The organism is Companilactobacillus allii (assembly GCF_001971585.1).
Lineage (GTDB): Bacteria > Bacillota > Bacilli > Lactobacillales > Lactobacillaceae > Companilactobacillus > Companilactobacillus allii.
This window is the reverse complement of the sequence record NZ_CP019323.1, coordinates 1,880,031-1,900,207: the sequence shown is the minus strand read 5'-3', so window position 1 is coordinate 1,900,207 and position 20,177 is coordinate 1,880,031. Positions and strand designations below refer to the sequence as shown.

General features: G+C 33.9%; 20 protein-coding genes and 1 pseudogene. 7 read left to right on the top strand and 14 right to left on the bottom strand.

The features are described from left to right. Positions 1–126 precede the first annotated feature (126 nt). The 7 genes from BTM29_RS09405 to BTM29_RS09375 form a co-directional block, all read right to left on the bottom strand. Positions 127–990, bottom strand: a complete 864-nt coding sequence (locus tag BTM29_RS09405; RefSeq protein ID WP_076616605.1) for a sugar ABC transporter permease — start codon at positions 988–990, stop codon at positions 127–129. A gap of 3 nt (positions 991–993) precedes the next feature. Next, the gene (locus BTM29_RS09400) at positions 994–2,343 is read right to left on the bottom strand and encodes a carbohydrate ABC transporter permease (protein WP_076616602.1); all 1,350 of its coding nucleotides are present in this window, start codon (positions 2,341–2,343) and stop codon (positions 994–996) included. 206 nt (positions 2,344–2,549) lie between these two features. After that, positions 2,550–3,806 (bottom strand): extracellular solute-binding protein, encoded by a 1,257-nt coding sequence (locus tag BTM29_RS09395; protein ID WP_076616598.1) that lies wholly within the window; start codon positions 3,804–3,806, stop codon positions 2,550–2,552. A gap of 144 nt (positions 3,807–3,950) precedes the next feature. Continuing rightward, positions 3,951–5,240, bottom strand: a complete 1,290-nt coding sequence (locus tag BTM29_RS09390; RefSeq protein ID WP_076616596.1) for an alpha-amylase family glycosyl hydrolase — start codon at positions 5,238–5,240, stop codon at positions 3,951–3,953. Position 5,241: 1 nt separating this feature from the next. Continuing rightward, positions 5,242–6,903, bottom strand: a complete 1,662-nt coding sequence (locus tag BTM29_RS09385) for a glycoside hydrolase family 13 protein (protein ID WP_164510773.1) — start codon at positions 6,901–6,903, stop codon at positions 5,242–5,244. 110 nt (positions 6,904–7,013) lie between these two features. Beyond that, a complete protein-coding gene (locus BTM29_RS09380) occupies positions 7,014–7,961 on the bottom strand; it encodes a LacI family DNA-binding transcriptional regulator (RefSeq protein WP_076616593.1) in 948 nt (315 codons plus the stop codon). 117 nt (positions 7,962–8,078) lie between these two features. Then, positions 8,079–8,579 carry a DoxX family protein gene (locus tag BTM29_RS09375; protein ID WP_076616590.1) on the bottom strand — a complete coding sequence of 167 codons (501 nt, stop codon included), beginning with the start codon at positions 8,577–8,579 and terminating at the stop codon, positions 8,079–8,081. Positions 8,580–8,796: 217 nt separating this feature from the next. Here BTM29_RS09375 and BTM29_RS09370 point away from each other — a divergent pair, with 217 nt between their 5' ends. Next, on the top strand, positions 8,797–10,068 hold the full coding sequence (locus BTM29_RS09370; protein WP_076616586.1) for a glycosyltransferase family 2 protein: 1,272 nt from the start codon (positions 8,797–8,799) through the stop codon (positions 10,066–10,068). 259 nt (positions 10,069–10,327) lie between these two features. Here the strand turns inward: BTM29_RS09370 and BTM29_RS09365 are convergent, their stop codons facing one another. Both BTM29_RS09365 and BTM29_RS09360 read right to left on the bottom strand, forming a co-directional pair. Beyond that, the gene (locus tag BTM29_RS09365; protein ID WP_076616582.1) at positions 10,328–11,431 is read right to left on the bottom strand and encodes a lactate oxidase; all 1,104 of its coding nucleotides are present in this window, start codon (positions 11,429–11,431) and stop codon (positions 10,328–10,330) included. Positions 11,432–11,730: 299 nt separating this feature from the next. After that, the gene (locus tag BTM29_RS09360; protein ID WP_076616579.1) at positions 11,731–12,477 is read right to left on the bottom strand and encodes a TraX family protein; all 747 of its coding nucleotides are present in this window, start codon (positions 12,475–12,477) and stop codon (positions 11,731–11,733) included. Between the two features lie 111 nt (positions 12,478–12,588). Between BTM29_RS09360 and BTM29_RS09355 the strand changes: the two genes are divergently transcribed. Continuing rightward, positions 12,589–12,981 (top strand): hypothetical protein, encoded by a 393-nt coding sequence (locus BTM29_RS09355; protein ID WP_076616575.1) that lies wholly within the window; start codon positions 12,589–12,591, stop codon positions 12,979–12,981. A 25-nt stretch (positions 12,982–13,006) separates the two neighbouring features. Here the strand turns inward: BTM29_RS09355 and BTM29_RS09350 are convergent. The 4 genes and pseudogenes from BTM29_RS09350 to BTM29_RS09335 all read right to left on the bottom strand — a co-directional run bounded on the left by BTM29_RS09350 (position 13,007) and on the right by BTM29_RS09335 (position 16,487). Continuing rightward, positions 13,007–13,846: pseudogene (locus tag BTM29_RS09350) on the bottom strand (class I SAM-dependent methyltransferase). A 21-nt stretch (positions 13,847–13,867) separates the two neighbouring features. Continuing rightward, positions 13,868–14,785, bottom strand: a complete 918-nt coding sequence (locus tag BTM29_RS09345; RefSeq protein ID WP_076616572.1) for an alpha/beta hydrolase — start codon at positions 14,783–14,785, stop codon at positions 13,868–13,870. A 99-nt stretch (positions 14,786–14,884) separates the two neighbouring features. After that, positions 14,885–15,637: a nicotinamide riboside transporter PnuC gene (pnuC, locus tag BTM29_RS09340; RefSeq protein ID WP_076616571.1), complete on the bottom strand. Its 753-nt coding sequence runs from the start codon at positions 15,635–15,637 to the stop codon at positions 14,885–14,887. A gap of 286 nt (positions 15,638–15,923) precedes the next feature. Further along, the gene (locus BTM29_RS09335; RefSeq protein WP_076616568.1) at positions 15,924–16,487 is read right to left on the bottom strand and encodes a peroxiredoxin; all 564 of its coding nucleotides are present in this window, start codon (positions 16,485–16,487) and stop codon (positions 15,924–15,926) included. 110 nt (positions 16,488–16,597) lie between these two features. Between BTM29_RS09335 and BTM29_RS09330 the strand changes: the two genes are divergently transcribed. The 3 genes from BTM29_RS09330 to BTM29_RS09320 all read left to right on the top strand — a co-directional run bounded on the left by BTM29_RS09330 (position 16,598) and on the right by BTM29_RS09320 (position 18,170). Then, the gene (locus BTM29_RS09330; protein WP_076616564.1) at positions 16,598–17,254 is read left to right on the top strand and encodes an HD domain-containing protein; all 657 of its coding nucleotides are present in this window, start codon (positions 16,598–16,600) and stop codon (positions 17,252–17,254) included. A 14-nt stretch (positions 17,255–17,268) separates the two neighbouring features. Continuing rightward, the gene (locus BTM29_RS09325; RefSeq protein WP_076616561.1) at positions 17,269–17,793 is read left to right on the top strand and encodes a phosphatidylglycerophosphatase A family protein; all 525 of its coding nucleotides are present in this window, start codon (positions 17,269–17,271) and stop codon (positions 17,791–17,793) included. A gap of 68 nt (positions 17,794–17,861) precedes the next feature. After that, complete coding sequence (locus BTM29_RS09320; protein WP_076616557.1) at positions 17,862–18,170, top strand: hypothetical protein; 309 nt, start codon at positions 17,862–17,864, stop codon at positions 18,168–18,170. Between the two features lie 20 nt (positions 18,171–18,190). Here the strand turns inward: BTM29_RS09320 and BTM29_RS09315 are convergent, their stop codons facing one another. Further along, positions 18,191–18,616, bottom strand: a complete 426-nt coding sequence (locus tag BTM29_RS09315; RefSeq protein WP_076616554.1) for a universal stress protein — start codon at positions 18,614–18,616, stop codon at positions 18,191–18,193. 385 nt (positions 18,617–19,001) lie between these two features. Here BTM29_RS09315 and BTM29_RS09310 point away from each other — a divergent pair, with 385 nt between their 5' ends. After that, positions 19,002–19,514, top strand: a complete 513-nt coding sequence (locus BTM29_RS09310) for a sunset domain-containing protein (RefSeq protein WP_076616550.1) — start codon at positions 19,002–19,004, stop codon at positions 19,512–19,514. A 40-nt stretch (positions 19,515–19,554) separates the two neighbouring features. Continuing rightward, positions 19,555–20,175, top strand: a complete 621-nt coding sequence (locus BTM29_RS09305; protein ID WP_083685974.1) for a hypothetical protein — start codon at positions 19,555–19,557, stop codon at positions 20,173–20,175. Positions 20,176–20,177: the final 2 nt, after the last annotated feature.

Below are 20,177 nucleotides of genomic sequence, written 5' to 3'. Positions count from 1 at the left end.
TCCACCTTTTATTATTGATAATAAAAAGGGCTTGCATTAAACAAATTCAATACGAAATGTAGTGAGTTAATTTTATGCAGGCCCTAATTTTATTTAAAAATTTGAGTTACTGACAAATCTGTCTATCTATTTAACAGAACCAGAAGTGATACCCTCTACATAATACTTTTGCATATAGATAAATAGCAATGTAATAGGTATAGCAATCAACACACATCCGGCGGTAAATGACATAAATAGCGAGTTAGCGGTCGTTTTGGACATCATTGAATATAACCCTATCGCAACCGTGTAGTCTTTAACATCATCACCCATGATGATCTTAGCGAAGATAAAGTCCATCCAAGGTCCCATAAATGCCATTAATGCTGTATAAACGATGATAGGCTTTGATAAAGGCAATGTGATCTTTGTAAAGATCTGCCATTTATTAGCACCATCAATCATGGCTGATTCATCAAGAGCCATTGGAATAGTATCAAAGAATCCTTTTGCAACATAGAATCCAAGTGCTGCACCAGCTGAATATATTAGAACTAAAGCTACTAAACTTTGTGTTAAGTCTAAAGCCTTTAGAATATAGTAAACAGCAATCATGCTCATGAAACCTGGGAACATGTTCAAAACTAAAGCAATCTTTAAAATTGGTCTTCTCATCTTGAAACGTAATCTTGATAATGCATAAGCCATAGCAATTGTAATGAATGTTGAAAGAAGACAACTAAATGTTGCTACAACAAATGTGTTAAGGAACCAACGAACAAATGGGAAGTTTCCTGTGGCGTCAGTTAATAATATCTTGTAATTATTTAAGGTAAAGTCTTTAGGCATGATATATGGAACAAAAGCCCCACCTTCTGATCTAAAACTTGTAAGTACAATCCAAACGATTGGAAATAGCCATATTATAGACATAATCGTTAGAATGGCATAAACCAAGAAACGAGTATTTCTTTTTTTTGCTTTATAATTCTTTGCTTTCGCTTCCATCTGTTATCCCTCCTTATAAGAATTAGTATGAGTATATGCCCATAAACTAAATACTGCTGATAGAATGAAGATCAAAATACCAATAACTGAAGCTAAATTGTAATCCATTGTATTAACCGTTAAGTTATACAACCATGTAACAAGTAAATCGGTAGAACCGGCACCGTAGTAATTCGAGTTTGAAGGTCCACCACCTGTTAATAGGAAGATAACATTGAAGTTATTGATATTTCCGATAAATTGTTGAATCAATGATGGCATCATAACGAATAGAATCTGTGGGAATGTAATTGACTTGAAAATTTGAAGTTTGTTGGCACCATCCATCTCGGCTGCCTCAATTTGTTCTTGATCCAAGTTTTGAATAATACCTGTTGAAATTAACATTGTAGTTGGAATACCAATCCACATATTAACCACAATAATTGAAATCTTTGCTAATGTTGGATCTGTTAAGAATGGTATTGACGTTGAAATAACGCCCCAATTCTTTAACAATGCATTGATAGGACCAGCATCGTTCAATAAATTATGCATAACAAGTAATGAAATGAATTGTGGAACAGCAATTGTTAAAACAAATATTGTTCTCCACATCTTCTTGAACTTGATACCTTTTGTGTTGATCAATAAAGCTAAGATAACTCCAAAGAAGAAACATGTAACTGTTGCAAATACGGCCCAAATTAATGTCCAACTTAAAACTGGGAAGAATGTTGAAGCCATATCACCGGTAATAACATTACCAAAGTTACTAAAACCGACCCATGTAAAAAGGTTCTTAGGTGGTAAATGAACGTGATCATAATTAGTAAAAGCAATTGATATCATGTACAGTAATGGCAAAATCGTGAAAAACAATACTCCCAATAAAGGAATAGTCATAAGTGTCATGTGGAATCTTTCATTCAATAGACTACTCATGTCTTGTTTGAATGTAGCTACTGGTTCTCCAGCAGCCTTTACTTCATAAATATGTCTAGTACTTCTTAGATTGACAATGTACATAACAATCATAACGACACATAGTAAAATTGCAGCAATTCCGAAAAGAAGAAGCAACATAGAGTTGTCACCTTTTTGTAAAACATCAATACCTAAGTTGGCATCATAATGCAATCCTTGTTTCTTTGTTCCTAGTGTTTGTAACATTCCTAAAGCATGGATACCATTTTGGATAAACCATGCAAAGAAACCAACCTCAACTGCTAAGAAGATACAACCTTTAACGAATTGTTTATTTGCAAAGTTAGCGCTTCCCATGATGATAAACGATAGCTTTGTGGCGAGATCACCTTTTTTGAACAATTCTCTATATGTTATATGTTGTTCTCCATAACTTTTTTTAAACATATAATCGCACCCTTACTTTCATTTGAATCCCTCTTGTGAATCAAACTGAATAATTTCTACATAACTTGGTGAAAGGAAGATTCCTGCACCTCCCACAGATAACAAATGTGTAATAACACATCTGTTATCCTAAGAAAGCTAAGAATCTAATCATTCACTACTCGTAAATGAGTCTTAAAAACTGTCATAGTTTCTACCGCTCTTAACTATTTAGATTTCTTTGAAGTATCCTTAACAAATTTATTCAACTTGTCTTGATATTGTGAAGACTTGATCTTACCTTTGTATGTATCGTTAATCAATGAATCCATTGGTGGCCAGAATGAGATGATTTCTGGTAACTTAGGCATAACGACTGTGTGATTTGAATCTGACATTTCTAGAACTGACTTAGCAGTTTCATCATTTTGTACTTCTGTTAATGCTTGAGCCTTTGTGTTTGTTGGAACAACACCGTTCTTTTCAAATTCAACCTTTTGTGTAGCTTCGTTACTTAGATATTTAGCAAGTGCTAATGAAGCAACTGGTGATTTAGTTTGTTGGTTAACACCATAAACTTTAACACCCAAGAATGCCTTCATTTGTGTTTCACCATTACCGAAGTTAACTGTTGGGTATGCAGCAACGGCCATGTTCTTACCTAGAGCTTTCTTAACGTCACCCTTTGACCATGGGCCTGATAAGAAGGCATCAATTTTACCTGATTGTAGGTTAGAAAGTGCAGCAGCATTTGTTTGTACAACACCCTTATTTTGTTTCTGTTGTGCGATCCATGAAAGAACTTGAACACCTTTTTCATTGTTGATGTTTGTTCCCTTTAGATCTTCACCATTTGAGCCGTAAATTTGGTCCCCGTTACTCAAGAATAATGGAGCGAAAATGTAGTTTGCACCTGCTTCAGCAAAGTTGGTACCTAACTTACCCTTAGAAGTTAATGTATCCCAACTCTTAACATCATCTGCTGAAAGTTTTGATTTATTATAGTAAAGAACTTGTGATTCAATCCCATATGGGAATCCATAAACTTTGTCCTTATATGTAACACCATCAACAGCTGATTGAATGTTTTCATTCTTAATAGTTGTTGTGTTCTTCTTACCTACTGGATATAGCAATCCAGCTTCAGCCATTTGACCTACTTGATCATGTGGCATCATGAAGACATCGGCTGCTTTTTCAGGATCCTTTGAAACATCCTTCATAGCATCGGCTGATGAGCCAGACTTAACAGTTACGTGAATCTTTGGATTAGCCTTCTCGAACTTCTTAACTTGACTCTTGATAGCAGCGATATGTTCAGTATCGATCCAAACTTTGATATCACCTTTCATTTCTGTACCACCGGCAGTTGCCTTACTGTCACTGCTACTGCTACTCTTGCTCCCACAACCAGCTAATGTCATAAGTGACATGCTGACGATCAAGCTTCCAAGAAGTAACTTTTTCCAATTCTTCTTTTTCATATCTTTTCCCTCCTATAACTTTCGTAACTCATAATGCATATCGATTACACTTTTTATATTAAACGATTTTAAAACCTTTGCAATCGCTTTCACGATGTTACCGATAACAAGATTCATATATTGCTATAAATCCCCTTTTGTTTACTAAACATTACCTTCTATGATTACTGGACCATACTCAATCTCAACGATACCGCGATATACAGTAACTGGTTTATTATCCAGTAAATTGGTATATTCTCCATCAGGTAAATCAACTCTTACATGCCCACAATTACCACGAAGCGTAAATATTCCCACTCTGATATGGCTACTTTGTTCAAAACTTACTTTGACCAAATCGTTACTTTCTGGTGTTACTTGATATGCGCCCATATATTGAATCGAATCTTGACTCAATTCATGCATTCTCTTAATCAAATCACTCAATTCCAATTCATGTTTGTCCCAATTGAGCTTATCCATTTCAAATAGATCAGGTTTATGTGACATACCGAATTCTTGACCCGCATATATCAAAGAAGAACCCTTCTGAAATTCTGAGAAGGCCAACCAGTTGATCAAGTCATTCTCGTTTGTAAATAACTTATGTGCACGATCATTATCATGATTCTCTAAAGCACGCATTTTAATGTAGTTATTTGGATAGATTAGCTCCTGATTATTTAAAGCATTGGTATAAGTCTTCAATTCAGTTTTTCCATTAATATAATCATGCCAAGTTTGATCAATATCGTAGTCATAAGCATAATCAAAGGCACGATAACTTTCACTATCAGTAGACATCCAAAATCCCTTGTCACGTTGGACTTTTATATAATCTCCACCGGTTGTTTCTGCTAACCATAAAATGTTCTCTTTGACCTCACTGACACTTTGTCTTGCCTGCTCCCAGAATTTAATTGGGACTTGAGGTGCAACATCACAACGGAAGCCGTCAACAACTTTTGCATATTGTTTCAACGTTTCGATTTGATATTCCCAAAGGTCTTTATTGTCGTAATCTAGTTCTGCAACGTCACTCCAATCAGGATTCTTAGGGAATAACTTACCAGAATCATCACGTAGGAACCATTCTGGGTGCGTCTTTAAAAGAACTGAATCACGTGATGTATGATTATAAACAATATCTATCATCAACTTCATATCACGATCATGAATTTCTTTTGCTAAATACTCAAAGTCATCCCAAGTACCAAGCGTTGGTTCAATTTTACGATAATCTTTTATAGAGTATGGAGAACCCAATGTACCTTTACGATCAACCTCACCTATTGGATTGATAGGTAATAGCCAGATATAATCAGTTCCTAAATTCTTGATTCTGTCTAAGTCAGAAACAAGAGCACGCAGGGTTCCTTCTTTAGTGTGATTCCTAACAAAAATACAGTATAACTGCTTAGTTCTTAATTTAACGCTGGTATCATCTGCCATTTTATTTATCTCCTTTAACTAACGCGCAACAACCCCATGGTTCCAATTTTAAGGTTTGGTCTGTGATATCAATATCTTGATTGGCTAAAGCAACATCCAAATCCTTAGTAGTTGGTAACTTATACTCAACTGAATCCTTTGAATAATTAATGATCACGATTGCATATTCATCACCAAGAGTTCTTTCATATGCCAAGATATTTTTATCAGTAAGTAAAAGACGATAATTGCCTTGACTAAAGTTTGGTGTCGATTTCAGTTTCAATAACTTCTGATAGAAACTGAGCATACTATCATCATCACTAACTTCGTTTGCTGCATCTACGGGTGATTGTTTAGCGAAATTCCACGGTTGAACATTTGAAAATCCACAGTATTTAGAGTCATCCCACTGGAATGGACCCCTTGCAGTCATTTCATCTTGTTCATTCAATAAATTCAAAATATCTTCATCAGAGAACTTTTGTTGACATAGATTAGCAATCAAATCAACTGCACGTTGATCGTCAAAGTCATCAACACTTTGATATTTCAAACCGTGTTGACCTATTTCTTCACCGTAATAAATTATTGGAATACCACGTTGCAAAAACATCATCATTGCCAGTGACTTCTGTAGTTTTGGATCAGTTGTTGGAAGATTTAATCTGTCAACGAAACGACTCACATCATGATTACCCCAAGTTAGTGCTGGATAACTTATATCGGCCAAAACACTTTCCCAATCTACAAAGGTTTCCTTGAAACGATCCAAAGAGAATTTACGTGGTTGGAAAAATCCTTTAACTGGTGAATCATCATCGTAGATTTCCCCATAGTTATTAGAAGAAACAATCACATCACATTCATCTTCATCAGGACGCGTATATTCCGCTGCTTGATGAGAATCAGCTGAAGAGGCTTCTCCAAATAGAAATGTATCTGGATTTTGTTCTTTTACTTCACTGACGAAACCACTCAAATATTGTTTGACCTCAGGTAGTTTTGCATAAAAAGTGTCATCAATTGGATATTTTCCTTCTTTTAATGACATTTGTGACAAATTTGCCTTGGCCATATGAATGAAGGCATCTAGTCTAAAACCATCAACGCCCTTATCGATCCAAAACTTTGCAATATCAGCCATTGACCTTTGTACTTCAACATTCTTCCAATTCAAATCTGGCATCTTTTTATCGAAAAGATGGAAGTAATAATTATCACTATTCTCTGACGCTTTCGACCAAACACTGCCTCCAAAAAATGATCCCCAATTATTAGGCTCGTGTCCGTCAATACCTTTATCCCAAATATAGTAATCTTTAAAAATACTATTGGGATTACTTATTGCATCTTTGAACCAAGGATGCTGATCCGATGTATGATTTATCGGCAAATCCAGTATTATATGGAGCTTACGTTTATGTACCTCTTTTATTAATTGTTCAAAATCATCGGTTGTTCCAATACTTGGATCAATCGCAAAGTAGTTTGAAACATCATACCCATTATCGACTTGTGGTGATACAAAAATCGGATTGAGCCAAATCGTATTGACACCAAGATTCTTGATATAGTCAAGTCGCTTGATTATTCCTTGTAAATCCCCAATTCCATCATCATTTGTGTCTTGAAAACTTTTGGGATATATTTGGTAAATAATTGCTTTATCATACCATTTCATTATTATTTCCTCCCCTACGCAGTAAGCGTTTTCAAGAATACGCTTACTACAAGTATAGAAAAAGAGACCTTGCATATACAAGGTCTCTTTTCATGTTACCGATAACAGTTTTAATCCCGCAAAGTACCACCGAGACTAATCTTTGGTTCGAATACCAAATTACCTGGAGAAGCATTCGTTCTTATCTTATCTAGTAAGTTTTCTCCACACGCACTGCCCATTTCAATAATGGACTGTTTAACTGTAGTAATCTTTGGTGAGGCCACTTGATTCAAGAATACACCATCAAATCCTGTAACCCCATAATCGTCAGGAACACTACCACCACATCTAGAAATTGCACGTTCAACGCCCATGGCAAGACGATCCGATGCACAGATAAAAGCAGTATTAGGTTGAATATTTTTCCAATTAGTTCTTATAAATTCTTCTGATAAATGACTATGATTGCCAAATCTATGTAATTCCGGAATCATCCGACGTTCCTGAACTTGCTGAATATAACCAGCCTCTCTGGAATACTCAAATGACTCCTTACTATCTATACCAATATAAATTAAATGCTCATATTTTTTCTTCAAAGCAAGTGCTGACATTTGATAAGTGCCTGCTTTGTTATTTGTATCTACGTAATCCAACCCATAACGATTTTCACCAAACATTATTACTGGTTTATCGAGTTTTTGAATCCAATCCAAATCTCCCTTGCGCATACCTGTGATAATATAACCATCACAATTACCTATACCAAAGTTACGACGGGTAACCAATTGTAGTGAATATTGATGTAGATCTAAAGTCTTCGCTACGCCTACCATCAAGTTCATAAAGTAAGGTTCAGTAGTGTCAATATCTTCTAAAATACACAACTTGATTATCCGTGTAGAATTATTGACCAATGCTTTTGCAATGAGATTTGGTTGATAATTCAATTCCTGCATTGCCTGATACACCATTTGTTTTAATTCATCAGTAACTTTTTCTGGATGATTTATAACTCGAGAAACAGTCATTTTTGAAACATTCGCACGCTTGGCTACATCCATTAATGTTGCCATATCAGACACTCCCCAAATAACAAATTTGTTACTAATTAACATTATACCAATTGATTAATAAATGGTCATTATTTATTGGTAAATAAAAAGACCTCAACAATGTGAGATCTCATTAATCTAAAAACTAGATTTAGTTTTTTGTTTAAATACGTGTTCTCTGATCCATGGAATTACCCAGTAATCTAAACCAATCTTACCAGCATTGAAACCGGCAAAGATGATAAACATTTCAAAGAAAATATACTCGGGATTGACTGATACTGCACCGGCCAATAAATAAGAGAAGTTCATCATCATACCAAAGAATGTGGCAGCAGTTGTTAAGCATCCAAAAATCAGACCTAATCCAACTAATAACTCACCCCATGAAACCATGAAACTGATGGCACCATTGTTAGGAAGAATAACGTGTTGAACCATGCTATTAAACCAAGGATATAAAACATTACCTTCAGGACCCTTAACTGGATTCTTTACAACACCCATCAACATACCTTGGGCTGAGAATCCGCTTGTAACTTTACCCCAACCAGAAATTGCCCATTCAAAACCAAAATAAATTCTGATAATTGCTAGGACGATCGAGGCATATTTATTATTACGCAAAAATTTAACCATTTTTTTCACCCCTTCTACACTTATGAAACATTTAAATAATACACTTTTACAATTATATAAACAATGAATCGTTCTCTTATATAATAATTTCATTATTTTAAATCATTTATATAATAAAACAATATATTTTACATACCATTTGTATATCAAATTAAGCATCATATATTTGAAATCACCCCAATTCGAGACCAAAATATAGCACTGAAGAGGTGATTACATGATAATTTATATCATTGCTTTGTTGTTATTTATGACACAATGCTTTTTGATGACCTTTACATTTTTCCACGATAAAAAATTTGAAACGCACGAAATCACGGATAACAATGATGACTTTTTCTACATTATATTGGTCCCATGTCTAAATGAAGAGAAAGTAATTGGAAATACTCTAAAAAAACTAGTTAACTTAAAAATTTCCAAACATATCATCGTAATCGATGATGATTCTGATGATAATACTGTAAACATTGCAAAAAAAATTAACGGTCCCATTTCTATATTAAAACGTGTAAAACCTAATGCCAGAAATGGTAAAGGAAGTGCCTTGAATTCTTCTATACCATTAATCAAACAGATCATGGAAGAAAAGAACCTTGATTCTAGTAAAACAATTATTGGTGTAATGGATGCCGATGGTATCCTCAGTTACAATTCTGGAACTGAATTAAATTATGCTTTTTCAAATAGTGATGTTTCGGCTGTGCAACTAAGAGTGAAAATGAAATCACCGACTACTGTACTTCAAACCTTTCAAGATATTGAGTTCTTTGTGATCAATCATTTAACACAGATATTTAGAAGTTACATTGATTCTGCCGCACTATGTGGTAATGGACAATTTTTCAGAGCATCATCAGTGTTTGATTGTCTAGGTGAAGCTCCTTGGGGAGATGCACTACTTGAAGATTATGAATTAACCTTACGAATGAAGTTAAAAGGGTTAAAAATAAAATATGTCGGTAGTGCTTACGTTGATCAAGAAGCCTTAATAAGCTTCAAAAGACTCCTCGTTCAGCGTGCTCGTTGGTCTCAAGGTGGATTTAATTGTTGGAAGTATCTCCATGAAATAATTAAATCAAAGATTATGTCAACATCACAAAAAATGGACGTTTTATTATTCTGTATCATGCCCATTTTAAATACATTATCAGGCTTCACAATAATTTTTTATACTTTCAAATTCTTTATAGTTGGATCAAGTGATTGGATAGGAACATTGATCTCATTTATATTTTTATCAATTATTGGATTACTATTCGGAGTTTTATTTACCGAATTATATATTATAGAACTAAAAAGAGCCGAAAAAAAAGGCGTAATAATTAATCACGCCGATTTTTTAAATGATAACTCCAATATTTTTAAAATGTTACGAGCCATTGTTTTACTTTCCTATATGTACATTATATTCTTTGGAAGTTTGATTCTTTCTATAATTAGACTATTAGAAAATAATAATAGTTGGGAGAAAACAAAGCGGATATAATCCTTAATGTTTCCCTTTCCTAAGTAAATATTCGTATAGTACAAAACCAATAAAGACGCTCAATAACAAGCATGGTAGATAATAGCTAGGAATAAATATGCTCTTACCTATTGTTTGTAAAATTACTGATTTGAACATCGCCATCACCTCTTACCTGGTTTAAGACGATTATTACATGTTTAAACATATAATTAAAATAAAAAGCCTATGAAATATATAGTTTAACCTCAACTATTATTTCATAGGCTTTATAAATTATTTATTTTTTCAATAATTTAGAATTCTTAACATCTTCAATTGTCTTAGTACCCGCAAGTTGCATAGTTGTCTTGAATTCATCATTCAAGTGTTCAACAACTGAATATACACCATCTGCACCACCAAGAGCCAAACCATAAATAATTGGTCTTGCTAAAGCGACAAGATCAGCACCACTTGCCAATGCCTTAAATACGTGTGATCCACGACGAATTCCACTATCAAATATAATTGGAACTCGGTGATTAACAGCCTTAGCAACATCAGATAAGACATCAAATGATGCAGGTCCACCATTTAATTGACGACCACCATGATTAGATACATAGATACCATCTGCACCAGCTCCGATTGCTAACAATGCATCCTCTGGACTTTGTACACCTTTAACAATCACTGGCAAACCAGCTATATCTTTAATGCGTTTAATATCGTCAGGGCCAATCTTTTGAGCTGCAGCGGCATATATCTCACCGATACCCTTACCTTTACCGTCACCTTCACTAAACTTAGTTAAGTTGGCCATTGGAATTGGGAACTGGAAGTCATTGACGACATCGGATTCACGATAACCATCGACTGTCGCATCAGAAGTCAAAATAATAGCCTTTGCACCAGCTTCTTTAGCTTCCTTTAGCAAATTTTCGTTAAAATTCCAATCCTTACTCATATATAGTTGGAAGAATTGAGGGGCACCATTACCGGCTTTCATTGTGTCAGCAATTGAAGTTGAGGAATAAGTACTTTGTGACATCAATGCTCCGGCCTTTGCAATACCAGCTGCAGTATCGATTTCACCTTTTGCATGTGCTAGACCTTGGGCCGCAGCAGGTGACATCATAATAGGTGTCTTAACATTGATTCCAAAAATACTTGTATCTGTTTGTGGATCTTCAACATTGCTTAGAACATGAGGTACTATTTGTACGTGATTGAATGCCTCAGTGTTTTCTTTTAAAGTCCAGTTGTCCTCTGAGCCACCAGCAATATATCCAAAACCGCCCTTAGGAATTATTTTCTCTGCTTCTGCTTCCAAACTTTGTAAATTTAGAACATTTATTTCCTTCTCGTTGTCATTTTGAAAATATCCGTTTGTCTCTGTCATATAAGTGACCTCCATATTTTGTCTTGATTATATTAGTCTAGACTATACGTATTGGCAAATTATCTTTCTCCGTCAACAAAATAACGTCAAAAAAAACAGTTCCGGAGCCGGGCAGACTCCAAAAACTGTTTAGTTACGGATTTAGCAATATGATATGTAGTATTATTTGATAAACGTTCAAATTCATTTATCATTGGTAATTATCTCGCTTAGATATTCTTTAGTAAATAGATTTTTAAGAATGTAACTGAACCGTTAGCACAGTCTTACATAATTGTAAGATTCCAGTATTTGATGTCTTAATTCACTAAATAATTAGCTAATAAATGAATAATCCATAGATGTGCTGGATAGAAAATGTAAAATAAGTATTTCATTCTGTGTCCTAACTCACCTTGTTTACCATTGTACAAATGTAACATTGGAACTAGTAGGATGAAGAACATACTACTAGCATTCATTGCGATATTATCATATATCGATAACAAGCTATTCATATCTATTGTAGAAATACTCATGGATAATTCTAATATCCCCAAGAATATTGCCAAAATCAAGTATGATAAGTCACGCTGTTTTATGTTTGTATAAGTAAGATTTGTAATAAACATAAATGGCAATATCAGATAACTACCTTCCAAAAATGGAACACATCCAACTACTAATAGCATAAAAGCTAAATACTTGTTTACTCGTGGCTTCGAATTCCAAAGCATGATGATTGAAGCACCTAATGCTAAGGTTATAAAAATATTGTCTCCAAGAATTGACATTTGGTAGCTTGGTTCTAAGAATTGGTTCATAATAAAGTTACCAATTCCCATAAATATTCCCCAACCAGTAAGTCGTAATAAATAATTTTTCTTACTATGTGTATATTTCAATCCCTCAACGACCAAATAACCAAATCCAACTGCAACGACACGAGTTATTATATGAAATCCATCAGCTAGATACGGTGAAATAAAATAGGGAATATGATCTAACACCATTAATAGCATTAATATTATTTTAAAAGTCTCTCTATTATAATTAAGTTTGTGCATAAAACTCTCCTCTGATAATTTATCCTAATATCATTATCAAGGAAGTTCATTTACAAATAAATAGACCTTGCAGAACTGTTCGCATACATTACAAAATCGAAAGGATCAAATATGTTACCATTCAATGAATTCACACTAGCTATTTCAGCAATTATTATGGTATTAACCAGTATTATTGGAGTTGTTTTATTATCAACTTCTGTTTTTAAAATCAATTCTTCACTTAAACAAACAGTTTCAACAATTGAAAAATTTCAACGTCCATTTTTAACTATAAAAATTGCAAATAAACACTTTAAAATCAAAAATACCGGTAAGTCTCAAGCCGTTATAGATTCAATAACTATTAATGATTCTGATGAGATGTCAGGTATGGAAAATAAAAGCATCAATCCTGAACAAACTATGCTTATAAAGCATGATTTTGATAATGAAGAAAACCTAAGTTTAGAGATTATTTATCATGATGAGAATAATACTTATAAAGAAGATATTGATTTATAAATAAACCATTGATCTATTAGATGGTTTATTTTATTTTTTTTGCCACAATAGCAAAGGTTAAAGGAATTTTGGGAGCATCATCTGGCAAAACAAATCCGTCAGGTGTTGAAATCAAATTAGATAATGCTGGCCACTCAGTTACATCATATTCACCTAGGAATTCAATCTGTAGTCCAGCTTCTATTAGTGAACCAACAATCTCTTGAAAGTCATGATTCCAGTTATGATTGGTCATATGCGTGATTTTTGTTCCAGGGTTATCTGTATAGGATTGATCACTCTGATAAGTGTCAACTTTTGTATTGAAATAATCGGCTGTTATAGTCATTGACTCAAAATTTAGCGCACCAAGCATTGGATGATCGTCTCTAATCAGAAAGTGCCCCCCAACTTGTAATAATTCATAAATTGACTTTGCCCAATCCAATAAATCCGGCAACCAAGTAATCGTGCCCATACTTGTAACAACAACATCAAACTTGTCCGAAATTTTACTAGATGCAAAACGTGCATCCCCTTTTACATAAGTAATATCTGTCTGTGATCGTTTAGCAATTTGTTGAGCATATGCCAAAGACTTTTCAGAGAAGTCTAATCCAAAAGTTTTCTTAGTTCCTAATCGTTTCCAAGATAACGTATCTGTCCCAATATGACATTGAAGATGTAACAAGCTCAAGCCACTAACGTTATGATTGGGTAAGAATGGTTTCAAAACTGCATAGTCATGTTGTACTGTTGTCGTAATTTGAGTTTTATCCTTGATCAAACTATCAACATCATAAAATTTGGAATTAATGTGTACTTTAGCTCAATCGTCCCAATTGGCTTGATTATCGAGTATTTCTTGATCAATATTTTCTGGCATATTAAGAGTCCTTTTAATTTTTTATTTAAAATAATGGTTCGCATAAGATGTCACTTTTTTAATATATTCCGCTTTATCTTTATTATAGGATTGGCCATGTTCTGCACCCTTTACTACCCATAGTTTCTTTGGATCATTAGCATTTTTATAGTTTTCATAAACATTGCTAACTGGTACAAAAGTATCCTTTGATCCATGGATCAAAAATAGTGGAACATGACTCCTTTTTAGTGTGTCCTTAGTATTTGCTTCATAGAAGTTATATCCAGCAAATATCTTAGAATAAATAGCTGCTGTTGGAACTAATGGGAAGCTTGGTAAATGGAACATTTCCTTTAATTGATAATTCAATTCACCAGAAATCGTTGAATAGCCACAATCCTCAATAGCCCATTTTACATTTTGTGGTTGTTTTCCCAACGTATACATTACAGTAGCAGCACCCATACTGATACCATATAACCCAATCTGTGAACCTGAACCATTCTTCTTATTAACACGACTTATCCATCCCAACATGTCGCTTCGATCTTTCCAGCCGTAACCTGCATACTCACCGCCACTAAGACCAAAGGATCTATTATCAGGAGCCAAGACATTGTACCCTGCATCATGGAATATTTTAACGAAAGAACCCATATACTTGCTGGCACTACCATATCCATGAACAACGATCACTGTTTTATTAGTCTGTTGTTCAGCTGGTAAATATCTAGCCTTTAAAGTCAAACCATCTTTGGATTTTTCTGTCCAAATCTTTTGGTCTTGATCATTGAACCACTTATTATTTCCCTTCAGTGGCCCTGTCGCCAATGTACTAGCGTAGTTGCCTTTCTTAAAGGCATAGTTAAATAGATACGCTCCACCAGCTAAATCAGCGACTACAAATACTCCTACCAAACTTATTAAGGTAATCTTTAATATTTTTTTCCCAAACATATGAACTAACCCACTTTGTATTTAATCTTCTTGTAAAGAATATATTAATTTTGTCCAAAAAAAAAGTCGAGTTTTTACACTCAACTTTTGATTAATTATTTAGTTCATCTGTTGCTTCACATCTTCAACATCAGCAGTTGAAGCAGAATCAACTTTATGGAACCAGTGAATATGTGAATCGAAGAATGCAATCATATCATTCATGAAGTACATAATGTAAGTCAAGAATAAAACAGGACTAGCATCTCCTTGAGCTGCTGTAACACCCCAAAGGATAATTGACATAACACCTTGAACTGTCCAGAAATAATACTGTTCACGGAAACGCAATGTACATAACAATGCCCCCGTAAAACCAATAGCACTAGCAACTGAATCAATAACTGGTCTAGGACTGATGAAAAGATTTGTATCCATCAAATATAAAAGACCCCATGATGCAAAGAAGAATAAGGCTGTAAGTAACCATTTTGTACCTGTAAGACCATGGATATGTTTCTCGGCATCTTTTGCCCATTGTGGACTAATTAATACTGGAATATCCAAAAGAATAATATAACTTGTTTGTAAAATAACATCAGCGAAGTTCTTAGCGTTAATTGCTACGAATATATATATAAGTGCTGAAATCAAACCTAAAACACCATTCAATGGTTTTGCATTAGTAATTGCAACTGTACATGTAAATCCTAAAACACCGGCAAACCATGTTGCAACGGCAATACCTGACATACTGTGTGATAGTGTTGAAGCTGTTATGGCACCCAAACCAAACATTAAAAGCATGTAACTTTTAAAACTCCAACCCTTCATTTGTTCGACATACCACTTTGGGCTAAAAATACTTGTCATTTAATCCTTCTCCTCACTCTTATGGAACTCATTTGTTCCCCACATATTTGAACAACAGGTAAAATCATACCACCAAGTTATAGCATTCTGAAAGACCTTTGCCTAAATTAATTTTCGTGAATAATAGCACAATTGTAATATAGCCCAGTCTTATAACGATTTGACTATTAAATTAATTTTTCTAATAATTGGTACTACATGTAGTATTTTGTATATCTGGTACATACCATATATAGAATACTAAAAAAGTTCCCCGTAGGGAACTTCAAATCAAAATATTAAATTTCTAAATTTTACCTACTAAGTCACTACTTGGAACAATTGTCTTCTCACCGGGATGCCAATTTGCAGGACAAACATTATCACCGTTCTCTTCTACAAATTGTGCTGCTTCTAGCGTTCTTAAGATTTCTTTGGCATTTCTACCAATGCCCATAGCATTAACCGTATAAGACTTAATTACGCCCTTAGGATCGATAATGAACACACCACGATATGTTTGACCACTCTGTGAATCTAACAGATCAAAGAAATCAGCTAACTGGTGCTTTTGATCAGATAACATTGGATATTCGATTTTACCAATACCTTCAGTATTTTCAGCCCAAGCCATATGTGAGAATTCACTATCAACAGATACTGAATAAATTTCAGCATTATTTTGCTTAAAATCAGCGTAGTTTTTTTGTAGATCCTGTAATTCAGTCGGACATACAAACGAAAAATCTGCTGGGTAGAAGAAGAGAATTGACCACTTACCGAGTAGATTCTTCTTATTATAACTTATTAATTCACCATTATGATAAGCTTTTACATCAAAATCAGGAATCTCTTTGTTTATGTAATTCATTATTGTACCCTCCTATATTAATTACATTTTAATACAATGTGTTATTTAAATATAGAGTGAACAAAATTCTCTGTTAGAATATATATATCAAACTTATAGGGGTTTAAATCATGGATGCTGAACAACAAATCGAAGAAATTCGTAATTTTTCATATAAGAAAATGGTGACCGATCACACTGGTCATAACTTTGATCATATAAAACGTGTTGTAAAAATGGCAACTAAATTACAAAAAGAAGAAAAGACTGACAAAATAATAACCATTGGTGCCGCATATCTACATGATGTTGCCGATGATAAATTGGTCTCTGACCCACCGAAACTAGAATCAGAAATCAGAGAATTTCTACATGGTATCAAACTCAATGCAGAACAAATCGAAGAAATAATGTACATTACTCATAATCTTTCCTTCAGTAAATCATTGAGCAAGAATCCACCGAAGCTTTCTCTTGCTGGACAAGTCGTTCAAGATTCAGACAGATTGGATGCAATTGGAGCGATTGGAATTACAAGAGCAATCTATTATGGTGGAGTAAATTCTGAGACCATCTATGATCCAACTATTAAACCACGTGAAAAAATGAATAAGGCACAATATCGTAATCTTGATAATGAAACTATAATCAATCATTTTTACGAAAAACTGTTAAAATTAACAAGTATGATGAATACGACAACTGCAAAGAAGATTGCGCTGCATCGTCAACAGTTCATGTATGAATTTTTAAACGAATTCAAATCTGAATGGATATCCGAAAAGTAATTAGGAGGAATATTATGGCTTCATTTGCTGAACAAGATAAAGAATATTACGAACACATCATCAGGAATCTAAATGAGCGAGGTGTGACTTTGCCAGACATCGCTGAAATTGTTATTTTTCTTGAAAAGGACTACGTCCCTGGTCTTGATCAAGGAATATCCATTCATGCCATTAAAAAAGTATTGCATAAACGTGAAGCCCAAAATGCCATAATGACTGGTATTGAGCTTGATGTATTGGCAGAAAAAGGCCTATTATCCTCACCAATGCAACGAATCATGAAAACTGATGAATCAACTTATGGTATTGACGAAAATATGGCTATAACGTTGGCTAGTTTATATGGATCCGTATCTGTTACAAACTACGGTTACGTCGATAAACTAAAGCACGGTATATTATCGAAATTAAATGACAAATCAACTGGGAAAATCAATGTTTTCTTAGATGACTTAGTTGGTGCCATTGCTGCAGCGGCATGTGGTTGGTTAGCACATAATGAAAATGAAGTCGCAAAGTTACTTGGTGAAGGTGAATAGAAATATTCTTACTAAGAATCTAAAAAATTAAAGATAGTTCACAAATCATTCCTATAGGGGGAATCTTCATGCAAACTGGGGAAATTATTTTAGACAAAATTTCTAAAGAATGTACTATCCGAGAAAATCTTAAGTCCATTCCATTTATACATTACTTTTCTAATGATTTTATGGAACACAATACAATGTACTTTTGTATCGAAAATTTCATGGAATATGTCGGTATAACTGACATCACTACTTTACAAGAAATTGATCAAGGCCACTTTGACATGATCGTTAAAGAGACGACAAACTTTGACAATTGGAATGAAATGTTAAATTGTGCCGGTAATGAATACTATCAAATAAATATGCAAAAGGGATTTGTCAATTAAACGACAAATCCCTTTTTATATTAATCAACTAATAAAACGGGTATCTCTGCTTTTTCAGAAACGTATCTAGCAACCGATCCGATAAAGAATGTTTCAAGTGCGTGCTTACCTTTCTTACCTAAAACAATCAAGTCTGCCTTAGTGTTTTTAGGTACTTCAGTCGATATAAATACTCGTGGATCTCCCTTTTCACAAATGACATTGTACTCTATCTCTTGATTTTTTAACTGCTGCTCAGCGACTTTTAAGTGTTTCTTTGTTTGAGCTTCCAAATCATTGACCATTGGCATATATGAGACACCAACACTAACAGGAATATTATTAGTATTCACAATTGAAACTAGCTCAATTGAGGAATCAAATTTGAGTGCTAGCTCCATACTGACATCTAATGCCCTATAAGAAATTGGACTACCATCGATAGCTACAATAATTTTTTCAAACATGATTTCTCTCCTTTACGACTCATAATGTATAGTTCCTAATTTAAGATTACAGAATTGCGAAAAATCACACAAGAAATATGCTGAATAGAAATAAATAAGTTCATAAATTGTACAAAAAAAGAGATAAGGCGGTTTGACCTTATCTCCATATTAGTTGTAGTGAACAGAAAATGGTTGCAATACATTATCTGTACTGCAAAAATATCATACCACCTATAGACAAATAAATCATTATTTAAAACATATTGTCGTGTATTTGTAACCTTCCTGATATAAAAGTTCAGCTATGCATTTTTAATACTATATCAAGTCGTTTGTAAATTAATTCACGATTATTAATGATATATTAATATATATAATCAAATAAATTATAGAGGGGTTTATTATGAAAAAAACAATGCTTTCAAGTTTAGTTGCACTGTCTATTATGTTACTGGGATCAACACCATCAATTGTCAACGCTGACACGACCACCACTGGTAATATCAGTAAGGATAAAGGAGTAGTAACTACCAATGAAATTGCAACACTTTATTCATTAAATAATAACAGACTCAAACGTGTTAAGAACCGAGCACTCTCAGATGGATCCTCATGGATTTATAGCAAGTCACTATCTGGAATAGATGGAGAAACATATTATCGTGTTGCAACAAACGAATGGGTCAAAGCAAGTTCACTATCAAATATTAATACCAAAAGTTCAAATAATTCTTCACAACAATCTAATAATCAAACTGTAGATTCTGCTGTACTTGATAAGGTTGTTGGAAACTCAAATTCAAAAGTTTACCATACTTATGGACAAAAAAACTTCAAAATAAGCACAAAAAACGTTGTCTACTTTAATACAGAACAAGATGCAATAAACGCTGGATTTCATAAATCACAAATCTAATATTGCATCTAGTATAAGTTATTTTTAGGAGGCAATGACTATGCATAAATTTATCAGTTGGGGACTAATACTTGCTACAAGTTTGACTCTTGCTTCTTGTTCCAACAATACTAGTAATACTAATAGTTCTAAAAATGGTACATCTAGTTCCGTGAAAAATAAGAAGTCCACTACTAGTTCTAAGAAAAAAACAGCTAAAAAGAAAACTGATGACAAAACAAAATCAGTTAAAGATACTACTAAAAAAGAACAAGATACACAGACTACTAATGATCAAGAACAAAATACTACTCAACAAACAACACAACAAAACCAGAATAATTCACAGCAACAAACTAGTACAAATACTGACCAACAAAACACTACTTCAAATTCTGGAATATCATATGACGAAAATACATTGACAGGATTTTTAAATAAATACGGTGTCTCACCTGTTTTGTACAAAACACAACACGGAATGTCTACTTATGATGCACTTAAAAACACCCCTGATTACATGGAGACTTTCGGCGAGCAACAGACAGAAAGTGGTATGGATAGAGGCTTTTTAAATAAAGATGGCTCATCAAACAATCAGTATAGTTATGATGATGAAGAATCTGACACTACTGGTGACTATGATACTGGCAACTACGATTACGACAATTCTGGATATTAATA

Bases quoted from the DNA above. Each gene is read 5' to 3' on its own strand.
- pnuC (WP_076616571.1), bottom strand. From the start codon at position 15,637: ATGACAAGTATTTTTAGCCCAAAGTGGTATGTCGAACAAATGAAGGGT.
- BTM29_RS09305 (WP_083685974.1), top strand. From the start codon at position 19,555: ATGCATAAATTTATCAGTTGGGGACTAATACTTGCTACAAGTTTGACT.
- BTM29_RS09370 (WP_076616586.1), top strand. From the start codon at position 8,797: ATGATAATTTATATCATTGCTTTGTTGTTATTTATGACACAATGCTTT.
- BTM29_RS09310 (WP_076616550.1), top strand. From the start codon at position 19,002: ATGAAAAAAACAATGCTTTCAAGTTTAGTTGCACTGTCTATTATGTTA.
- BTM29_RS09315 (WP_076616554.1), bottom strand. From the start codon at position 18,616: ATGTTTGAAAAAATTATTGTAGCTATCGATGGTAGTCCAATTTCTTAT.
- BTM29_RS09385 (WP_164510773.1), bottom strand. From the start codon at position 6,903: ATGAAATGGTATGATAAAGCAATTATTTACCAAATATATCCCAAAAGT.
- BTM29_RS09380 (WP_076616593.1), bottom strand. From the start codon at position 7,961: ATGGCAACATTAATGGATGTAGCCAAGCGTGCGAATGTTTCAAAAATG.
- BTM29_RS09390 (WP_076616596.1), bottom strand. From the start codon at position 5,240: ATGGCAGATGATACCAGCGTTAAATTAAGAACTAAGCAGTTATACTGT.
- BTM29_RS09345 (WP_076616572.1), bottom strand. From the start codon at position 14,785: ATGTTTGGGAAAAAAATATTAAAGATTACCTTAATAAGTTTGGTAGGA.
- BTM29_RS09355 (WP_076616575.1), top strand. From the start codon at position 12,589: ATGTTACCATTCAATGAATTCACACTAGCTATTTCAGCAATTATTATG.
- BTM29_RS09375 (WP_076616590.1), bottom strand. From the start codon at position 8,579: ATGGTTAAATTTTTGCGTAATAATAAATATGCCTCGATCGTCCTAGCA.
- BTM29_RS09405 (WP_076616605.1), bottom strand. From the start codon at position 990: ATGGAAGCGAAAGCAAAGAATTATAAAGCAAAAAAAAGAAATACTCGT.
- BTM29_RS09330 (WP_076616564.1), top strand. From the start codon at position 16,598: ATGGATGCTGAACAACAAATCGAAGAAATTCGTAATTTTTCATATAAG.
- BTM29_RS09325 (WP_076616561.1), top strand. From the start codon at position 17,269: ATGGCTTCATTTGCTGAACAAGATAAAGAATATTACGAACACATCATC.
- BTM29_RS09360 (WP_076616579.1), bottom strand. From the start codon at position 12,477: ATGCACAAACTTAATTATAATAGAGAGACTTTTAAAATAATATTAATG.
- BTM29_RS09400 (WP_076616602.1), bottom strand. From the start codon at position 2,343: ATGTTTAAAAAAAGTTATGGAGAACAACATATAACATATAGAGAATTG.
- BTM29_RS09365 (WP_076616582.1), bottom strand. From the start codon at position 11,431: ATGACAGAGACAAACGGATATTTTCAAAATGACAACGAGAAGGAAATA.
- BTM29_RS09395 (WP_076616598.1), bottom strand. From the start codon at position 3,806: ATGAAAAAGAAGAATTGGAAAAAGTTACTTCTTGGAAGCTTGATCGTC.
- BTM29_RS09320 (WP_076616557.1), top strand. From the start codon at position 17,862: ATGCAAACTGGGGAAATTATTTTAGACAAAATTTCTAAAGAATGTACT.
- BTM29_RS09335 (WP_076616568.1), bottom strand. From the start codon at position 16,487: ATGAATTACATAAACAAAGAGATTCCTGATTTTGATGTAAAAGCTTAT.